This window comes from Actinocorallia lasiicapitis, from assembly GCF_054778695.1.
Genome location: NZ_BAAGZI010000016.1, coordinates 1 through 15,604, shown reverse-complemented (window position 1 = coordinate 15,604; position 15,604 = coordinate 1). Strand labels below are relative to the sequence as shown.

General features: G+C 66.2%; 12 protein-coding genes and 1 pseudogene. 3 read left to right on the top strand and 10 right to left on the bottom strand.

The window, feature by feature from the left end; translation table 11 throughout:
- Positions 1 to 422: 422 nt before the first annotated feature.
- Both ACYVE7_RS03780 and ACYVE7_RS03775 read left to right on the top strand, forming a co-directional pair.
- Complete coding sequence (locus ACYVE7_RS03780; RefSeq protein WP_460363125.1) at positions 423 to 1,622, top strand: DUF6801 domain-containing protein; 1,200 nt, start codon at positions 423 to 425, stop codon at positions 1,620 to 1,622.
- A 327-nt stretch (positions 1,623 to 1,949) separates the two neighbouring features.
- The gene (locus tag ACYVE7_RS03775; protein ID WP_460363104.1) at positions 1,950 to 3,164 is read left to right on the top strand and encodes a DUF6801 domain-containing protein; all 1,215 of its coding nucleotides are present in this window, start codon (positions 1,950 to 1,952) and stop codon (positions 3,162 to 3,164) included.
- A gap of 82 nt (positions 3,165 to 3,246) precedes the next feature.
- Here the strand turns inward: ACYVE7_RS03775 and ACYVE7_RS03770 are convergent, their stop codons facing one another.
- The 6 genes from ACYVE7_RS03770 to ACYVE7_RS03745 form a co-directional block, all read right to left on the bottom strand.
- A complete protein-coding gene (locus ACYVE7_RS03770; protein WP_460363103.1) occupies positions 3,247 to 4,215 on the bottom strand; it encodes a helix-turn-helix domain-containing protein in 969 nt (322 codons plus the stop codon).
- 213 nt (positions 4,216 to 4,428) lie between these two features.
- Positions 4,429 to 5,637 carry an RCC1 domain-containing protein gene (locus tag ACYVE7_RS03765; RefSeq protein ID WP_460363102.1) on the bottom strand — a complete coding sequence of 403 codons (1,209 nt, stop codon included), beginning with the start codon at positions 5,635 to 5,637 and terminating at the stop codon, positions 4,429 to 4,431.
- Between the two features lie 131 nt (positions 5,638 to 5,768).
- The gene (locus tag ACYVE7_RS03760) at positions 5,769 to 7,013 is read right to left on the bottom strand and encodes a YncE family protein (protein WP_460363101.1); all 1,245 of its coding nucleotides are present in this window, start codon (positions 7,011 to 7,013) and stop codon (positions 5,769 to 5,771) included.
- Positions 7,014 to 7,260: 247 nt separating this feature from the next.
- Entirely contained in the window at positions 7,261 to 8,268 is a 1,008-nt protein-coding gene (locus tag ACYVE7_RS03755; RefSeq protein WP_460363100.1) for a cytochrome P450, read from the bottom strand.
- A 183-nt stretch (positions 8,269 to 8,451) separates the two neighbouring features.
- Positions 8,452 to 8,712 (bottom strand): DUF6999 family protein, encoded by a 261-nt coding sequence (locus ACYVE7_RS03750; protein ID WP_460363099.1) that lies wholly within the window; start codon positions 8,710 to 8,712, stop codon positions 8,452 to 8,454.
- Positions 8,713 to 8,735: 23 nt separating this feature from the next.
- Positions 8,736 to 9,296, bottom strand: a complete 561-nt coding sequence (locus tag ACYVE7_RS03745) for a hypothetical protein (protein ID WP_460363098.1) — start codon at positions 9,294 to 9,296, stop codon at positions 8,736 to 8,738.
- 253 nt (positions 9,297 to 9,549) lie between these two features.
- Between ACYVE7_RS03745 and ACYVE7_RS03740 the strand changes: the two genes are divergently transcribed.
- Entirely contained in the window at positions 9,550 to 9,879 is a 330-nt protein-coding gene (locus ACYVE7_RS03740; protein WP_460363097.1) for a hypothetical protein, read from the top strand.
- On the opposite strand, the gene ACYVE7_RS03735 is transcribed toward ACYVE7_RS03740, so the two are convergent.
- From ACYVE7_RS03735 to ACYVE7_RS03720, 4 genes and pseudogenes are all read right to left on the bottom strand, one after another.
- Positions 9,869 to 10,246 (bottom strand): DUF2254 family protein, encoded by a 378-nt coding sequence (locus ACYVE7_RS03735; RefSeq protein WP_460363096.1) that lies wholly within the window; start codon positions 10,244 to 10,246, stop codon positions 9,869 to 9,871. The two genes, ACYVE7_RS03740 and ACYVE7_RS03735, sit on opposite strands and share 11 nt — an antisense overlap.
- Positions 10,247 to 10,377: 131 nt before the next feature.
- Positions 10,378 to 10,788, bottom strand: coding sequence for a hypothetical protein (locus ACYVE7_RS03730; protein ID WP_460363095.1), 411 nt, complete (start codon positions 10,786 to 10,788; stop codon positions 10,378 to 10,380).
- Positions 10,789 to 10,907: 119 nt separating this feature from the next.
- Entirely contained in the window at positions 10,908 to 14,483 is a 3,576-nt protein-coding gene (locus ACYVE7_RS03725; protein ID WP_460363094.1) for a S8 family serine peptidase, read from the bottom strand.
- 490 nt (positions 14,484 to 14,973) lie between these two features.
- Positions 14,974 to 15,604, bottom strand: a pseudogene (locus ACYVE7_RS03720) (hypothetical protein); the annotation flags it as partial.

Genomic DNA, 15,604 nt, shown 5'->3' with positions numbered 1-15,604 from the left:
GCGATTCACCTGCTACCTCTCGTAGTACGGAACAGGCCAGAGTTTCAGGCTTGTAAATTACTTCTCGGTAGGCAGTTAGTCCCTGCTGTCGTTTTACAAGTTCGATCGTGACGGGACTCACATCTGCACGCTTCCGGCGGCCGGAAGAGTACGCGCAGGTCAGGCCCACCGTCCTCGTATGGGAGTGATAAGAATCCGGCTTCCCGTTTGCAGAAACCACACGACGGCAGCGTTTCCGCAGGCCAGGGCAGGGGCCCGAGAACTTATCAACCTTTGACACAGGTGACTCGGGATACATGCACTCTCAAAGTAGACCGGCCAGTGGCGAGGACCACACCATTGCATCCCACCCGCTCCAGCCGTCGCCAAAATGGACGACGGACCGTGTGGTATCCCCAGAGGAGAGGCAAGAAGTGAGCAGAATGCGCGTCAAGGGCGCCGTTATCGGCGTGACGACCGGGCTCGGTCTGGGCATGGCGTCGATCATCGGTGCGACTCCGGCCGCGGCCGCGGGTCCCGTCGAGAAGACGGTCGACTACAACTGCACCTACCCGCTGATCGGGACTCGGTCGCTGACCGTCAAGGTCAAGTCGTACATGCCGACGACCTACCAGAAGGAGACGGCGGCGCCGGACATCGTCATCACGACGGACAACACCGTCGGCGCGGACACCACCGACGGTCTCGGCGCGATCGGCGCGAAGACCCTCGAGGGCTACGCCACCGCCAAGGTGACGGTGAACGGTCCCGGCGGCGTCGCCCCCGTCAACATGGACGTCCGGCAGATCCTGGGGATCACCCCGGTCCCCGGCAGCGGTGCGTTCCAGCTCCCGTCGTACGGCAAGGCCCCCGGCATCGGCTTCGACTTCACCGGCGCCGGCACCATCGTCCTCGGCGACCTGAACCTCACGGTCACCCCGAAGAACGCCGCCGGTCAGCCGACCGGCATGGGCACCTTCAACGTGAACTGCAAGCAGAAGTCCGGCCCGAGCACGGTTCTGGCGAACATCAACGTGGTGGACACGCCCGTCACCTACGAGCCCGCGCCGACCCCGTACCCGCCGACCGGCAACTGGACCAAGGACAACACGGTCCACCCGGCCGGAAAGCTGAACTACAACCTGTCGCTCAAGGGCTCCTCGTTCATCAAGTCGGCCAACGGCACCCTGGCGCTGGACGGCAAGATCAGCGTGGCCGTGGACGGCGCGACCGGCGACATCGTCGGCCCGCTGACCCTGGCCAAGACCAAGGGCCAGTTCAACATCCTCGGCTTCCTGCCGGTGACCACCGACATCGCCTTCGGTCAGGTCGGTGACACCGTCGGCAAGTACGCCAACGGCGAGATCGACACCGTCTCGACGATGTACGTCAAGTACGCCGCGTTCAACGCCTTCGGCTTCATCCCCGTCGGTGGTGGCGACAAGTGCCAGACCCCCACCCCGTCGAAGATCGCGATGCACTCCAAGCGCGGCGTCGTGTTCAACCCGAACGTGGGTGGCGACTTCGTCGCCGATGACTACTCGCTCTCCGGTACCCAGGACTGTGGTTTCCTCAACCCGATCCTCGGCATCTTCGCGAGCGGTCCCGGCAACACCATCACCGCCAAGCTCGGCCCCGCGTAACCGCTCCAAGGTTCCGCGTAAGCAGTAGTACTAGCACAGAGCCCCCGACGCCTGCAAAGGGTGTCGGGGGCGTTTTTTATTTCACGGGAGTTCCCTCGGATATTTTGCGGAAGACCCTTCCGACGGCTCGAATGCGATCTGACCAGCGCTTTCCCCACAAGATCAACAAAGGGCTTGTCAACTGGCGACGCATCTGAAGACATGGATGTTTATTTGATCTCGTAGAACGAACAGTGGCGCAGCCCACACGATGGCATCCCACCCCGCTCCAGCCGTCACCCCGAAAAGATCGACGGCCGCGCAGTTTCCTCAGAGGAAAGGCAAGAAGTGAGCAGAAAGCGCGTCACAGGCGCCATCGTCGGCGTGACCACCGGGCTCGGGCTCGGCCTCGTGTCGATCATCAGCGCCACCCCGGCCGCGGCCGCGGGACCCGTCGAGAAGACGGTCGGATACAGCTGCGTCTACCCGTTGATCGGGGCCCGGCCGCTGACGGTCAAGGTCAAGGCGTACGTGCCGACGACCTTCGAGAGGGAGACGGCCTCTCCCGACATCGTCATCACCACCGCCAACACGGTCGGGCCCGACACCACCGAGGGGCTCGCCGCGATCGGCGTCAAGAGCCTCGAGGGCTTTGCCACGGCCAAGGTGACGGTGAACGGTCCTGGCGGCGTCGCCCCCGTCAACATGGACGTCCGGCAGATCCTCGGCGTCACCCCCGTCCCCCCGACGGGCTCGTTCGAGATCGGAAGCTACGGGAAGGCGCCCGGCATCGGGTTCGACTTCACCGGTGCCGGCAATCTCGTCCTCGGCGACCTGAACCTCAAGGTCACCGGGAGGACGGCCGCCGGCCAGCCGGCCGGCACGGGCACCTTCGACGTTCCCTGCAAGCAGACGTCGCCGACCGGCACGACGGTCCTGGCGGACATCAACGTGGTGGACACGCCCGTCACCTACGAGCCCGCGCCGACCCCCTACCCGCCGGCCGGCACCTGGACCAGGGACAGCACCGTCCACCCGCCGACGACGCTGACCTACGACCTGAACCTCAAGGGCTCGTCGTTCATCAAGTCCGCCAACGGCACCCTGCCTCTCGACGGCAAGATCAAGGTCACGGTCGACGGGAAGACCGGTGACATCACCGGCCCGCTGACCCTGAACAAGACCAAGGGCCAGTTCAGCATCCTCGGCTTCTTCCCGCTGACCGCCGACATCTCCTTCCAGCAGGTCGGCGACACCGTCGGCAAGTACGCCAACGGCGAGATCGACACCGTCTCGACGATGTACGTCAAGTACTCGTCGTTCAACGCCTTCGGGTTCATCCCCGTCGGCGGCGGCGACAAGTGCCAGACCCCCACCCCGTCGAAGATCGCCATGCACACGAAGCGCGGCGTCTTCTTCAACCCGTACAAGGGCGGCGACTACGTCGCTGACGACTACCCGCTCTCCGGTACCGAGAACTGCGGTTTCCTCAACCCGATCCTCGGCGTCTTCGCGACCGGCCCCGGCAACACCATCACCGCCAAGCTCATCCCCCCGGCGTAACGGGGAGAACCAGCACAGAGCCCCCGCCGCCTGCGAACGGCGCCGGGGGCGTTCTCTAGGGGGGCGGGGTCTCGGAATTCGATCAGGCGGCTCCCACTGCGCGGGTGGTCGCACGGTAGTCGCGCGGGGGCATCCCGAACGCGTCGCGGAACGCACGGCTGAAGTGGGCGGCGTCCGTGAAGCCCCAGCGTCGTGCGATCTCGTTCACGGGAAGGCGGTCGAGCCCGGGATCGGAGAGGTCGTCGCGGCAGTGCCGCAACCGCAGATGCCTGATCCACGCGGCGACGCCGCCCACCGGAGTCGGGAAGATCCGTTGTAGTTGCCGCACGGAGATCTGATGGGCTTGGGCGATCGTGGCGAGGTTCAGCCCCGGATCTGCGAGATTCCGCTCGATGTAGGCGCGGATGCGCAGGACGAGCACGTTCTGCCGTGCCTCCGGGGGCGGCCGCTCCCCCGTCCATTCCGCGAAGATCGTCTGCAGCAGACTCGACGCGATGACGCCCAGTGAACCGAGGTCCTGATCCTGGTATTCGCCGGTGCGGGACATCATGTCCGTGAAGAAATTCGCGGCGAGTGCGGTCATCCCTTCCTCCGCGGATACGACCATGTCCAGCGGCATGGGCGAGAACGGAACACCGATCAGCGAGCGCGGAAAAGCGATCGTGAGACTGACGGTGCCGCGACCTTCCTGTCCCTCGCTGGTGAACGGGCGTGAACTGTCGGTCAGCAGGAACTGCCGAGGTCGGACGACCGCTCCCGACTCCGTCCCGTCGAACTTCGCGACACCCTGGAGTTGCAGCACGAGCAGATAGACCTCGGGATCGCTCGTGCGGACCTGCCGGGAGGTCCGCCGATACCGCAGAGGCGACGTGCTCAGCTTCGCGAACTGAAGGCTCCCCAGCGGCAGCACCTGCGCGGATGCCTCGAAATCCCGCGCCTCCCCGCCATATGACGTCCAAGCCGGCCAGTAGGTGTCACAGATGAATTCGTACCAGCGCTCGAATCGCTCCTCGATCTCGAAATCCTCAACGCTGAACAGTCCGATCGCCATCAAGATCCCCACATCATCAAGATCAACGTAATGAAAACGTTATCCCGATGGCCTGCTTGATGACCGCTCACCCAACGCCTGATTTCCGCGACTCCCACGCGCGAAATTCCACATGTGCGCGTTTCTTTAGACCGCCCGTGCGGCTCTGCGACAGAAGACAGGGCGAGGCCGCCGGGTTGCGGGCACCGGCGGCCTCTGGATTCCGGGTAGTGGCTACGGGGTGTTGATGACCACTGCCGGCGTGGAGGTGCTGCCCCCGGCGCCGTTGCCCAGCGCCTGGACGGCGTCATAACCCCAGCTGTAGACCGTGCCGTCCGGAGAGACGGAGGCCGCCCACGAGTCGCCACCACTCACGCCGATGGTGGTCGTCGGCACGACCGAGACGGTCACCGGCGTGGTGGCGCCCACGACCGTGCCGTTGCCCAGCGGGCCGGCCGGCGAGGATCCGCCGGATCCCCACGACTTGACGACACCACCCGAGGTGATCGCGTAGGAGTTGACCCAGCCTCCACCGACCTTGGCGACGTTGGTCAGACCGGTGACGGAGACGGGGCTGGTCGCGTCGGTGGTGGAGCCGTTGCCGAGCTGCCCGTCGTCGTTGAGTCCCCAGGACACCAGGGTCCCGTCGGTCTTGACCGCGAGAGTGTGCGCGCTTCCGCTCGCAAGCGCGTCCCGGTCGAGCCTCAACCCTGTCAGGCCGAAAACGGTACTCGGCGTGGTGCTGATACCACTCGCCGCGCCGTTGCCGAGCGAGCCGGAGTCCTGCGAGCCCCAGGCCTTGGCGGTGCCGTCGTTCAGGGTCACCACCGCGAATCCGTAGCCGGCCGAGAGCGCCCGGGCATTGGTGATCCCGCTGACCTGCACCGGGCTCTGACTCAAGGTCGTGGTGCCGTTTCCGAGCTGGCCGTAGGAGTTCGCACCCCAGGCCCAGACGGTACCGTCGGACTTCAACGCATAGGAACTCTCGAAGCCCGCCGCGACCGCGACGACTGCGGACAGCCCCGACACCTGTGTGGGCACGTAGGTGCTTCCCGCAAGACCATTGCCGAGCTGTCCATCGGAGTCATCGCCCCACGCCCAGACCGTCCCGTCGGACTTCACGGCCAGCGAGTGACGCTCGCCCGCAGCGACGGACCGGGGATAGTGGCTCAGCTCGGAGATACCCGGAACCAGGGTCGCGGAGCTCTTGGCACCCGCACCGGCGGTGCCGAGCTGGCCGCTGAAGTTGCTGCCCCAGCCCCACAGCGTGCCGTTGGGCTTCACCAGCAAGCTGTGGTAGTTGCCGCTGGCGAGGACGGCGTCCGTCAGCGGGGCTCTGGGCTGGGGGGCGGCCTGGGCTGCGGTCGCGGCGGCGGCCACGGCGACGATCGCCGTGACCGCTGAGAGGGTGACCTTGCGCCAAGCGAACCTGTGGTCGGACATGTACTGCCTTCTCTCTCGCATGGGTGGGCGAGATCAACCTCTCAAGAACAACCACCGAGATCGTTGGACGAGAAAGCCGGGATCCTTGCCGATTCGTGCCAGGTTCCTCTCGCGGTGGAGGGGCGCGGTACTCAGCCCGTCGGGCCGGTCCAGCCGGCGGGGACCTGGGCGAGGCGGACGCGTTGCGGGTGGTCGCCGACCGGGATCGAGACGACTTTCTGACCGGTGGCGAAGTCGATGGCGGTGACCTGGTCGGCGCCGCTCTCGGAGACGACGCAGTGCTTCCCGTCGCCGCTGACGGTGGCCCAGTAGGGCTTGGACGTGGTGATCAGCGGGCCCTGGCCGAGCGTGGCCCGGTCGACGACGGTGGTGTAGTCGTCCATGGTGCCGGCCACGCAGAGTTTGGCGCCGTCCGGGCTCATGGACAGACCGTGGTGGCGTGAGTCGTTGACATAGCTGGATCGGTCGTCGCTGGTGGCGGGGTTCTTCGGCAGCGTCTTCACCCGGGTGACCTTGTCGGTGGCGACGTCATACTCCACGAAACCGTTGAAGAACGACACCTGGAAGTACAGTTTCGCCTGGTCGGGGGTGAAGACCGCGGGCCGGACGGCGTCCGACAGGTCCTTACGGCCGAAGGCGTCCAAGCGCTGCCGCATGTCGATGGTCCTGACCACCTTGAAGGTGGTGGCGTCCGCGACGACGACCTTGCGGTCGCCCTTGAGGAAGTCCTGCCACGGTGCGTCGAAGTCGTTGTTGACCTCGCCGATCGACATGTTCCAGAGGTATCTGCCGCCGTCGGTGAAGATGTTCTCGTGGGGTTTGTCGCCGGTGGCGAACGAGCCGAGCTGCTTACCGGTCGCGATGTCCAGGACGTGGACGGTGTTGGACGTGGAGGCGGATACGGCCACGCGGGTTCCGTCGGGAGAGATCGCCATGTGGTCGGAGCGGAAACCCGAAGTGGGGAACCTCCATTTGATCTTCCCGGTGGCGAGGTCGATGGAGACGACGTCGGCGAAGCTGGGCCGGGAGACGACCATGGCGGTGCCGTCGGGCGTGGAGTACATGTCGTCGACGAGCTGGTCGTGGCCTTCGCCTGGACCGTAGCGAACGCCCAGGAAGAAGACGAGTTTGACGGGGTTGAGGAAGATCTCGGTGAGCCGCTCCTCCTTGTCCGGGACGACATTGACGCGGGCGATCTTGTCGTAGGCGCCGGTGGACTTGATGACGTCGGCGGTGCCGTCCCAGTTGTTGCCGACGAACAGCACCTCCCGCAGGCCGGCGGGATCTGCGGACGCCGGGGCCGGCAGACCGGCCAGCGCCAGGCCGAACAGGCCCGCCGCCAGACAGGAGGCGGCGAGACGGGATGTGGCGAACATGAAGTCCTCCTCGTGAGCGGACGGCACCGAGGACAGGGTGGCGAAAACATGAACGTTGTTACATAACCGGGTGCCTCCCGTAGGTAATCAAGCAGTTTTGTCAGTGAACAGTGGGCCGCGCCCAGATTCGACGCCTCTTCTTGTGCCCCACCGCTCTAGCCGTGTGCACAAGCGCATGGTTGGTACAGATGAGGCCGCCGGCTGCGGACAGCGGGCGGCCTCTGGTTTCCGGACGGCGGGTTACGGACTACACCGAGACCGGGAGTTTCGCCGGGCCGCGGAGGTTGATGCGGCCGTTCCATTGGACGTCTCCGTCGAAGGCGAGGGCGGGGAAACGGGTCACCAGGCGTTCGAACGCCACGCGGCCTTCGAGCCGGGCCAGCGCGGAGCCGAGGCAGTGGTGCGGGCCGCCGCCGAAGGCGACATGGCTGCGGGCGTTGGGCCGGTCGAGGCGGAGCTGGTCGGCGTCCTGCCCCCAGAACCGTTCGTCGCGGTTGGCCGAGGCGAGGACCGCGACCACGTAGGCGCCGACGGGGATCTCCCTGCCGTCCACGGAGTACGGTCCGGTGATGATGCGCCGGCCCTGGTGGACGGGGCTGTCGTAGCGGAGGAACTCCTCCACCGCGTTGTCCGCCAGATCCGGCCGGTCCCGGAGCAGCGCGAGCTGGTCGGGGTTGCGCAGCAGGGCGAGAGCACCGTTGCCGATCAGGTTGACGGTGGTCTCATGGCCGGCGATGTACAGGAGGAGAATCTGGGCGACCAGCTCCTCCTCGGTCAGCCTGTCACCCAGATGCTCGGCCGCGATGAGCGCGCTGAGCAGGTCGTCGCCGGGGCTGGCCCGCTTCCAGACGATCAGCTCCTTGACGAGTTCCGTCATCTCGCGAGAGGCCGCGATGATCTGGTCGAGCACCTGCGGATCGGTCACCGGTTCGAGGGAACGCACCATCGTGCCGCTCAGAGCCGCGATGCGGACATGGTCGGTGGTCGGGACGCCGAGCATCCGCGAGATCACCGTGAACGGCAGCGGGAAGGCGAGCGTCTCGACCAGGTCCACGCTCCCCGCCGCTTCGATCTGATCCAGGGCGTCGTCCACCAATGCGGTGATCATGGGTTCCAGCGCCGCGATCGAACGGGGGGTGAACACCTTCGTCACCAGGGAGCGGAGCCGGGTGTGGTCGGGGGCGTCGCGGTCGAGCATCGACCGGGTGAAGGTCGGGCTGCTGCCGTCGATCTTTTCGAACTGGTCCCGGAACATCCCCTCCCCATCCGCCGGGAGTCGACCGACATGCCGGACCGCAGGAGCGCGTGGATGTCGTCGTAGCGGGTCAGCATGGTCACCCCGAACGGTGACTCGTGCACCGGCTCCACGTCGCGCATCGCGCGGTAGACGGGGTAGGGATCGTCGGTGAAGCCCGGTTCGAACGGGTTGTAGATGAGGTCAGTGTCCGTCATCGATCGTCTCCCTCTGTCGGACGCCCACGTCACGCAGTCGTTCCAGGCGGGTGTGGGCGTATTCGTTGACCATGAAGTGCCACAGCAGGTCGCGGCCGACGTCGTTGCTCTTGCCCAGCCAGTTGCCGAACTTGACGGGGGTCCAGGTCCGGAACACCTGGTCGCCGGTGAGGTTGGCGATCGACGCCAGGAGAGTCTCGTCGAGCTGGAAGGAGTTCACCGCCCGTTCAGCCGTGCGGTAGTCCATGAGGATCGCCAGCGTCGCGACCGTCAGTACTGGAAGCCGTCGGGCACGTCGACGCGCTCGCGGGCCTGCTCGCTCTCGCCGGAGAACCGGCTGCCCCGCATCATGACGCTGGCCAGCTCGGAGGCGACGGCCACCGTCCGGCGGTGTGATCCGGTCCGCACCGCGTTGGCCGCGTGACGCATCGCGGCGGCCCCCGAAACGCAGACGCCGGAGGCCGAGAGGATCTCGACCGGGGCGCTGTGCCCGTGCTCGGCGAGCCTCCCGTGCACCATGGCGGCGAAGCCGGGCATCAGGAGGTCGGGAATGGAGGTGGCAGCGGCCAACATGCCGACGTCCTCGAGCCCGAGATCGCGCCGCGTCAGCAGATCGGCCACCGCGGCCGCCGCCAATTCGTCGTTGAGATGGGTTTGGCGGCTCTCGCCGTCGAGCGCGTAATGGCGCTTTTTGATTCCGTTCTTGTCGAGAACCCTGGTCCGGAAATCGGACAGCTTTCCGTCGACAAGACCCAGACGTGCCTCCATTTCGTCATTCCCCACGGGGTCACCCGGTAGGTACGAACCAGATCTGGTCAGGAATACGTCCACAGAATACCCCTTATCGAATGAACATTCCTGCTGTTCGTGATCACGCTAGTTCAAAAAAACAACACTGTCTTTATGACCTGGATCACATGATTGACTTTTGTCAAGCAGTTTCTAGAACGCCATTCTGTTAATGGCTCGGTTTCGTTCATAGTGCGCGAATCTCGGTCTTCTGGATCGTGTCGGCGGCACAGCGCGGTAAGACCGCGCGCGCGAGTCTCGAGCCGGCTTTGACGTCGTGGTTGCGCCGTCCGGGATGGCGCTTCAGCAGCTCATCTCGGGCACGCTGTCGGTGGTGAACCGGCGGCGGAGCGAGGAGCTGGAGAACCAGGCCGAGCTGCGGAAACTGTTCGGCCGGGAGATCGCTCAGGCGCGCCGGGTCCAGATCCTGGTCAACGAGCGGCTGCCGAAGCCCTCCCCCGACATCGAGATCCGGCTCGTCGCCTCTCCTGACGCGGTCGAGGCCGTCCTGCCGCTCGAACAGGAGACGAGCCGCCGAGCCGCAGCCCCGGACGGGCGGGACGACGACGAACCCGTGGCCCTCGCCCCCATGATCGAGGCGCTACGCGCCGACCTCACCCGCTAGCAATCCGGCGGAGGCGCCCCAGACACAGGGCGACGGCGGTCCTGCGGACGGCCGGTCCGTGACCAGGGGAGCGGGCCGCGTCGCCGATGGCTTCGTCCAGGGCGACGGACAGGTAGCCGTCCCAGCCCGGCACCGGGACGATCAGCCTGACGGCGCCGTCGGCGTCCCGGACGGTGCCCAGATCCAGCTCGCGGTCGGCGAACCTCAGCAGAAGCACCGCGATGTGGTCGAGGCCCTGGACGGCGGTCGCGGGATCGTTGACGGCGGCCGCGCAGGCAGATGTCGGCCAGCACCCGGAACCCGAACGCGGGGTCCTGGGCGAACGTCCGGTCCAGACCGACCGCCAGATACCGCGCCACGTCCTCATCGGCGACGGCTCCCCCGGTCACCGCCACGACCGTCCGTCCGGAAAAAAACCGGCCCGCCGACGGGTTGCGCCGGCATGATGACGGACTGACGCGCACACGCCAACCCGACCAGACCAGGCACGTCGATCCCCTACACGGACCCCGAGCCCGCCCCGCCAGCAGACCGTCGACCCGTTACCCTCCGGCGGCGGAGCTCCCCCGCTCCAGCCGCCCGGGCAGCGGGTAGATCGCGTCGATGACGGCGGCTATACGAGCTGATCGCCTCCAGGCAGGGCGCGAGCTGGATCAAGGCGAACACCCGGACCCGCAACGTCCGTATCAACGCCAACGTCACGAAGATCATCAGCGCGGCGAGGATCGGCGCCACGATCGACATCCGCGGCCGACCCCTGATCGCCAGCCCGGCCGTGACCGCGTACACGACCACCCCGAGCGCGACGCCGAACATCCGCCACACAATCGGATCATCCGTAAAAGGAGTCAGCCGCGACATAAGCGTCGTCGACGCGAATGCCGATCGCTCCACCCAGGCGGAGAACATAAACGTCACCAACTCCCGACTCGGGGACGCCGTCGTCGGCCGTTGCCACCGGCGAGGCCCTCGCCCTGACCCGTTGAACCCAAGCCCGAACGGGGAGGGCCTCGTTGGGTGCGGCTCGGTCAGGGCATTCCGGACACGGGGGCAGCGGTGTAGTGGCTGGTGTTGGTGCCATCACCCAGCTGGCCACGGTAGTTGGAGCCCCATGCGTAGGTCGTGCCGTTGGAGCGTAGGGCTACAACGTGATAGGCACCGCCGGTCACTCCGCCGATGCCGGTCAGTGCGGGAATGGTCGTGGGAGTGCCGTTGGCGGGGCCTAGGGCACCTGTGCCCAGCTGGCCATCGCTGTTGGCACCCCAAGAAGCCACAGTTCCGTCCGCGCGTACGGCGAACCCCGTGTGATCAGTGCTGCCCACGGCTACGACTCCACTGAGACCGGTGGCCTTGGCGGGAGCCGTGGCGCCGATGTCGGTGGTGGTGCCGTTGCCCAGCTCGCCGCCGGTGTTGGAACCCCAGCTCCAGACGGTGCCGTCGGTCTTCACGATCGTCGTGTGGCTGTCGCCGGTGGCCAGCGCGCCTGGCCAGGTCGCCACCTCGGTGAGACCCGCGACCTGCACCGGGGTGGTAGTCATGACCCCGGTACTGTTGTACATGATCATGCCCCAGGTCCGGACGGTGCCATCGGACAGGACGGCAGCCGCGTGGTTGGCGTTGGACGAGATCGTTCTGACACCTGTCAGACCTGGCACCTGGCCTGCAACCAGCCTGCTGGTCGTCGTACCGTCGCCCAGCCCGCCAGCGAGGTTCGCCCCCCAGGCCCAGACGGTACCGTCGGACTTGAGCGCCAAAGAGAAGGCGTTGCTGGTCGCGACCGCTACCACATTGGTCAGGCCAGGCACCTGGACCGGGGTGGTGCGGGTCGTGGTGGTGCCGTCGCCGAGCTGGCCAGAGGAGTTCTCGCCCCAAGCCCAAACGGTGCCGTCCGCCTTGACCGCGAGCGCGTGGTTGGGGCCTGCCGCGACCGCACCGGGGCCACGATTGACGCCGGTAAGACCGCTGACCTGGGCCGGAACGTTGCTGTCGATGGTGCCGCCGTTGCCGAGCTGGCCGACGTTGTTGTGGCCCCACGCCCAGACCGTGCCGTTGTTCTTGACCTCGACGGTGAAGCGCTCGCCACCCGCGATGCCACCGCGCAGAAAGCCGACCGCGGCGCGCAGATCGGGAAGCGGGCCGATATGGTGCGGGTCTCCCGCCGGTTGCGGAGTGCCCGTGACCTTGAGGATGTGACGCACCTCGGCGGGCGTCAGAACGGCCCCGGCCTTCTTCGCGATGCCTTGCAGCGCGGCAACGGCTCCGGCCACGATCGGCGTTGCCGAGGACGTGCCGCCTGCCCGTGTGTACATCTTGTTCGGGTCGGTCTCCGACGGGGTGAGGTACTTGTGGGCCGGGACGCCCACGGTGGTCACGCAGTTCCCATACCCCTGGACGTCAACGCGCGAGCCATAGGTGGAACCCCAGCCGGTCGTGGGTGTGTTGATCGCGGTGCGCGGCGCAGGGCGATTGGTGCCGTAGCAGTTGGCACCGTTGACGGTCGGCGCCTCGCCCGCGCCGACAATGATCGCGCCCGAGTCTGGCCGGCTCATGATCTGATTGGCGTAGACGTCCGATGGGTTGTCCAGGTTGGTGTAACCGTTGCCAGCCGGTTCCACCACGGTAATCCCCGCGGCAGTAGCGAGAGCGATGTCACTGTAGTCGTACGCATTAAGCTCCGCCGGATATTCATTACCGGTTCCGAGGTCACCAGCGGCAGCGTATTCAAGAAAGATCACATCTCCTGGCTGGGAAGTGCTGATCGCTCCGGGGAGCTCATCGTCCCGAAAAGCGCTTCCCCCAACGTTCGCCCAGCTGACCCTGAGTTTGGCTGCGGGCGCGATTCCCGCGAGCCCCTTGCCATTGCCGACCGCGGCCCCGACGATGCCCAGCATCAAGGTGGGGTGCGTGTGTGGCAGGCAGGGATCACCAATCGTGCCGCCCAGCTCTACGACCGGTGACGCACGGTCGGCGAACTCCTCATGGCAGGAGTTGAAGTGGGAGAAAATGTGGAGAAACCGGGTCGGAACGCTGAGATTGGCGGTGTTTCCCATGCCGAGCTGTCCACTGGAGTTGAGCCCCCAGGACCATTGCCCGTTGGCGAGAACATGGCGAGCACCCGCGGCCAGCGAGTTGACCGAGTAGGCACCGCTGTGTGAGTCGAGGACCATGGCCTGCTGCGGCGTCGGTACGGCGGAAGCGGTGGAACCGGTGCCGAGCTGCCCGGACTCGTTGGCCCCCCAACCCCACACGGTCGCGTTGCAGCACACGGGTGCAGTGGGGTTTTTGACAGCAACGTTGAAACGACTACCGGCGGCGATGTGCGTCACGCTCGTCAGCCCTGGATCGACAGGGACATTGCTGTCGGTCAGAAGCCCGTTGCCCAGCTGCCCCAGCTCGTTGGAGCCGAAGGTACGGACTGTGCCGTTGGACAGACGGACGATGTTGTGTAGGTACCCGGCTGAGACCTGTGTCACGCCTGTCAGGCCAGGTACGGCTATCGGCACATTGGCGATGCCGCCGGTAGTGCCGTTGCCAAACTGCCCGGAACCGTTGGAGCCCCAGACCCGAACCGTCCCATCGGTGAGCACGGCGATGGTATGACCGCTGCCGCCCGCGATCGAACCAGCCTTAGCCGGGACCCCGGCCAAGGCTGAGACCACAACCGGGGTGAGCCGATTAGCGGTTGTTCCGTCGCCGAGCTGGCCGTAAGTGTTCTGCCCCCAGGCTCTGGCCGTGCCGTCCGCCAGTACCGCCAGGCTGAAGTAGGTTCCTGCGGAGATGGCAACGGCATTGCTAATACCGGATACCTGGACGGGAACGCCGCTATCGACTGTGTTCCCGTTGCCGAGCTGGCCGTAGGAGTTGGCACCCCAAGCCCATACCGTGCCGTCACCCTTCAGCGCCAGAGAATGCACGAATCCCGCAGCCACCGCAGTGATTCCGACCAGTCCAGGCACCTTGGTCGGCTTGTCACGGTTAGTGGTGCTGCCGTCTCCGAGTTGGCCCCGCGAGTTCCCGCCCATCGCATAAACGTCGTCGTATCCATGAGCGATATGCAGCGAATGACTGGCACCCGCCGCCTGGGTGCCTGGAGACGTCATGGTCGCCAGTACCGTCGGGTAGCCGTCCCACTGGGAGCTTGTCTCGACGTCGGTGACGGTGATTCCCTCGCCCTTCCCACCCGGCTGGGAGTTGGCGAAATCGGCGTCCACACCCGTGCCCGCGCTGACTCCTACCGCGTTGCGGTACGGCTGCTGTGCGCGCAGGGGCTCGTCGACCTTCACATGATGGGAGGAGGCCTGCGCGATCTCCACCGAGGGCAGCGCATTCAGGTCAGCCAGCAGCCCTTCGATGTTCTTAGGCACGCTGACCCGATACCAGGAGTTCATGTCGGGTAGCTCGCGGCCCGACCGCTTCTCCAGTTTCTCGCGCTGAGCGGTGATCTCCTTCTCCGGCACGTTCCAGGCTGGAACGATCGTCGTGCCCGGATATTTGGCCAGCACTCGGGTGATGGCCGTGGCATCCTTTCCGTCTTTCGCGACCACGCCGCCACGGCGCAACCTCACGACCTGGTCGGTCCGGAACTTCACCATCAGTTCGGTCATGGAGAAGTTCTTACCCAACGGGCCGCGAGTACCCGGAGCTTTACCTTTCTCAATACTGAAGTCATAGGCCCTGGGTTTTGACCCCGCGGGAGCTGGATCAGCCAGGACGGCGCTCAGCGTGACAGTAGTGGACAGCGCTAGCAGTGCAGCTACCAACCTCCGCGAAAGAGGACCATCGCGGTGCACCGAATTCTTTAGGAAATTATACATAAACATCCCCACAGATCCTCGAGATGGGAACCTGCTGGCGTTCGGGGAGAATATCGAGCTACTAAAAGACGGATGGATTGGACATGGCGGATGCGGCTGCCGTCAAATTAGTCCACTCGGTAACCAATTTTCAAACCCCTGACCAGAAACGGCCACCCAAGAGACAAGAGTCAATTATTTGGCGCTCCCCCCAACGAATCTCAACCTCACTTGATAGCAGGGGCAGATACGGCGACGACCGTCGAACCGGTGGTTCGACGGTCGTCGGTGAGCGGGCCTGTCAGGCTTCGGGGTCGGGTTTGCGGCGGGAGCGTTTGGATTGCTTGGGGGGCTTTGTCGGCTTGGGGGGTTTGGGGGTGCGGCGCCAGCGGCGTTTGGGGGGTGGGCCTTCGGTGGACCAGGCTCGGGAGGCTTCGGTGGCGGCGTCGATGACGGTTTTGTCGGCGGTGACGCGGGCGTGGGCCGAGCCGGGGACGATCGATGGGCCCAGGGCCACGGCCAGGAGTTTCTTGGTGGAGCGGCGGCGGAGGCCCCAGGTGCCGAAGTGGGCGAGGGCGATGAGGCTGATGAAACCGCCCGCGACCGAGGCGAGCTGGAGGCGTTCCACCGAGTCGAACGAGGCGGAGTCGCGGACGCTCACCTGGTTGAGGGAGAGGGTCGGATCCGTGGTCGGGAGGACCGGGGGGAGGGTCGCGTTCGGGTCGGGGACCGCGGGCGTGGTCGAGGTGGTGGGGAACGGGAAGGTGAAGTTACTGGGGGGCGTGGTCGTCGTGGACGGCGCGGGCGTGGAGGACGACGTGCCCGGTGCCGTGCCCGGGGCGGTGGTGGTGCCGCGCGGCTTGGGGCCCGTCGTGGACGGGGCGGGCTGCTCGGGATCAGGGTCCGTGGTGCCGGGCGGCGGTGTCGCGGGC

Coding starts and splice junctions, on each gene's coding strand:
- ACYVE7_RS03740 (WP_460363097.1), top strand. CDS start 9,550: ATGGCGCTTCAGCAGCTCATCTCGGGCACGCTGTCGGTGGTGAACCGG.
- ACYVE7_RS03750 (WP_460363099.1), bottom strand. CDS start 8,712: ATGGACTACCGCACGGCTGAACGGGCGGTGAACTCCTTCCAGCTCGAC.
- ACYVE7_RS03765 (WP_460363102.1), bottom strand. CDS start 5,637: ATGTCCGACCACAGGTTCGCTTGGCGCAAGGTCACCCTCTCAGCGGTC.
- ACYVE7_RS03730 (WP_460363095.1), bottom strand. CDS start 10,788: ATGTTCTCCGCCTGGGTGGAGCGATCGGCATTCGCGTCGACGACGCTT.
- ACYVE7_RS03780 (WP_460363125.1), top strand. CDS start 423: ATGCGCGTCAAGGGCGCCGTTATCGGCGTGACGACCGGGCTCGGTCTG.
- ACYVE7_RS03770 (WP_460363103.1), bottom strand. CDS start 4,215: ATGGCGATCGGACTGTTCAGCGTTGAGGATTTCGAGATCGAGGAGCGA.
- ACYVE7_RS03725 (WP_460363094.1), bottom strand. CDS start 14,483: ATGACCGAACTGATGGTGAAGTTCCGGACCGACCAGGTCGTGAGGTTG.
- ACYVE7_RS03755 (WP_460363100.1), bottom strand. CDS start 8,268: ATGTTCCGGGACCAGTTCGAAAAGATCGACGGCAGCAGCCCGACCTTC.
- ACYVE7_RS03760 (WP_460363101.1), bottom strand. CDS start 7,013: ATGTTCGCCACATCCCGTCTCGCCGCCTCCTGTCTGGCGGCGGGCCTG.
- ACYVE7_RS03735 (WP_460363096.1), bottom strand. CDS start 10,246: ATGAGGACGTGGCGCGGTATCTGGCGGTCGGTCTGGACCGGACGTTCG.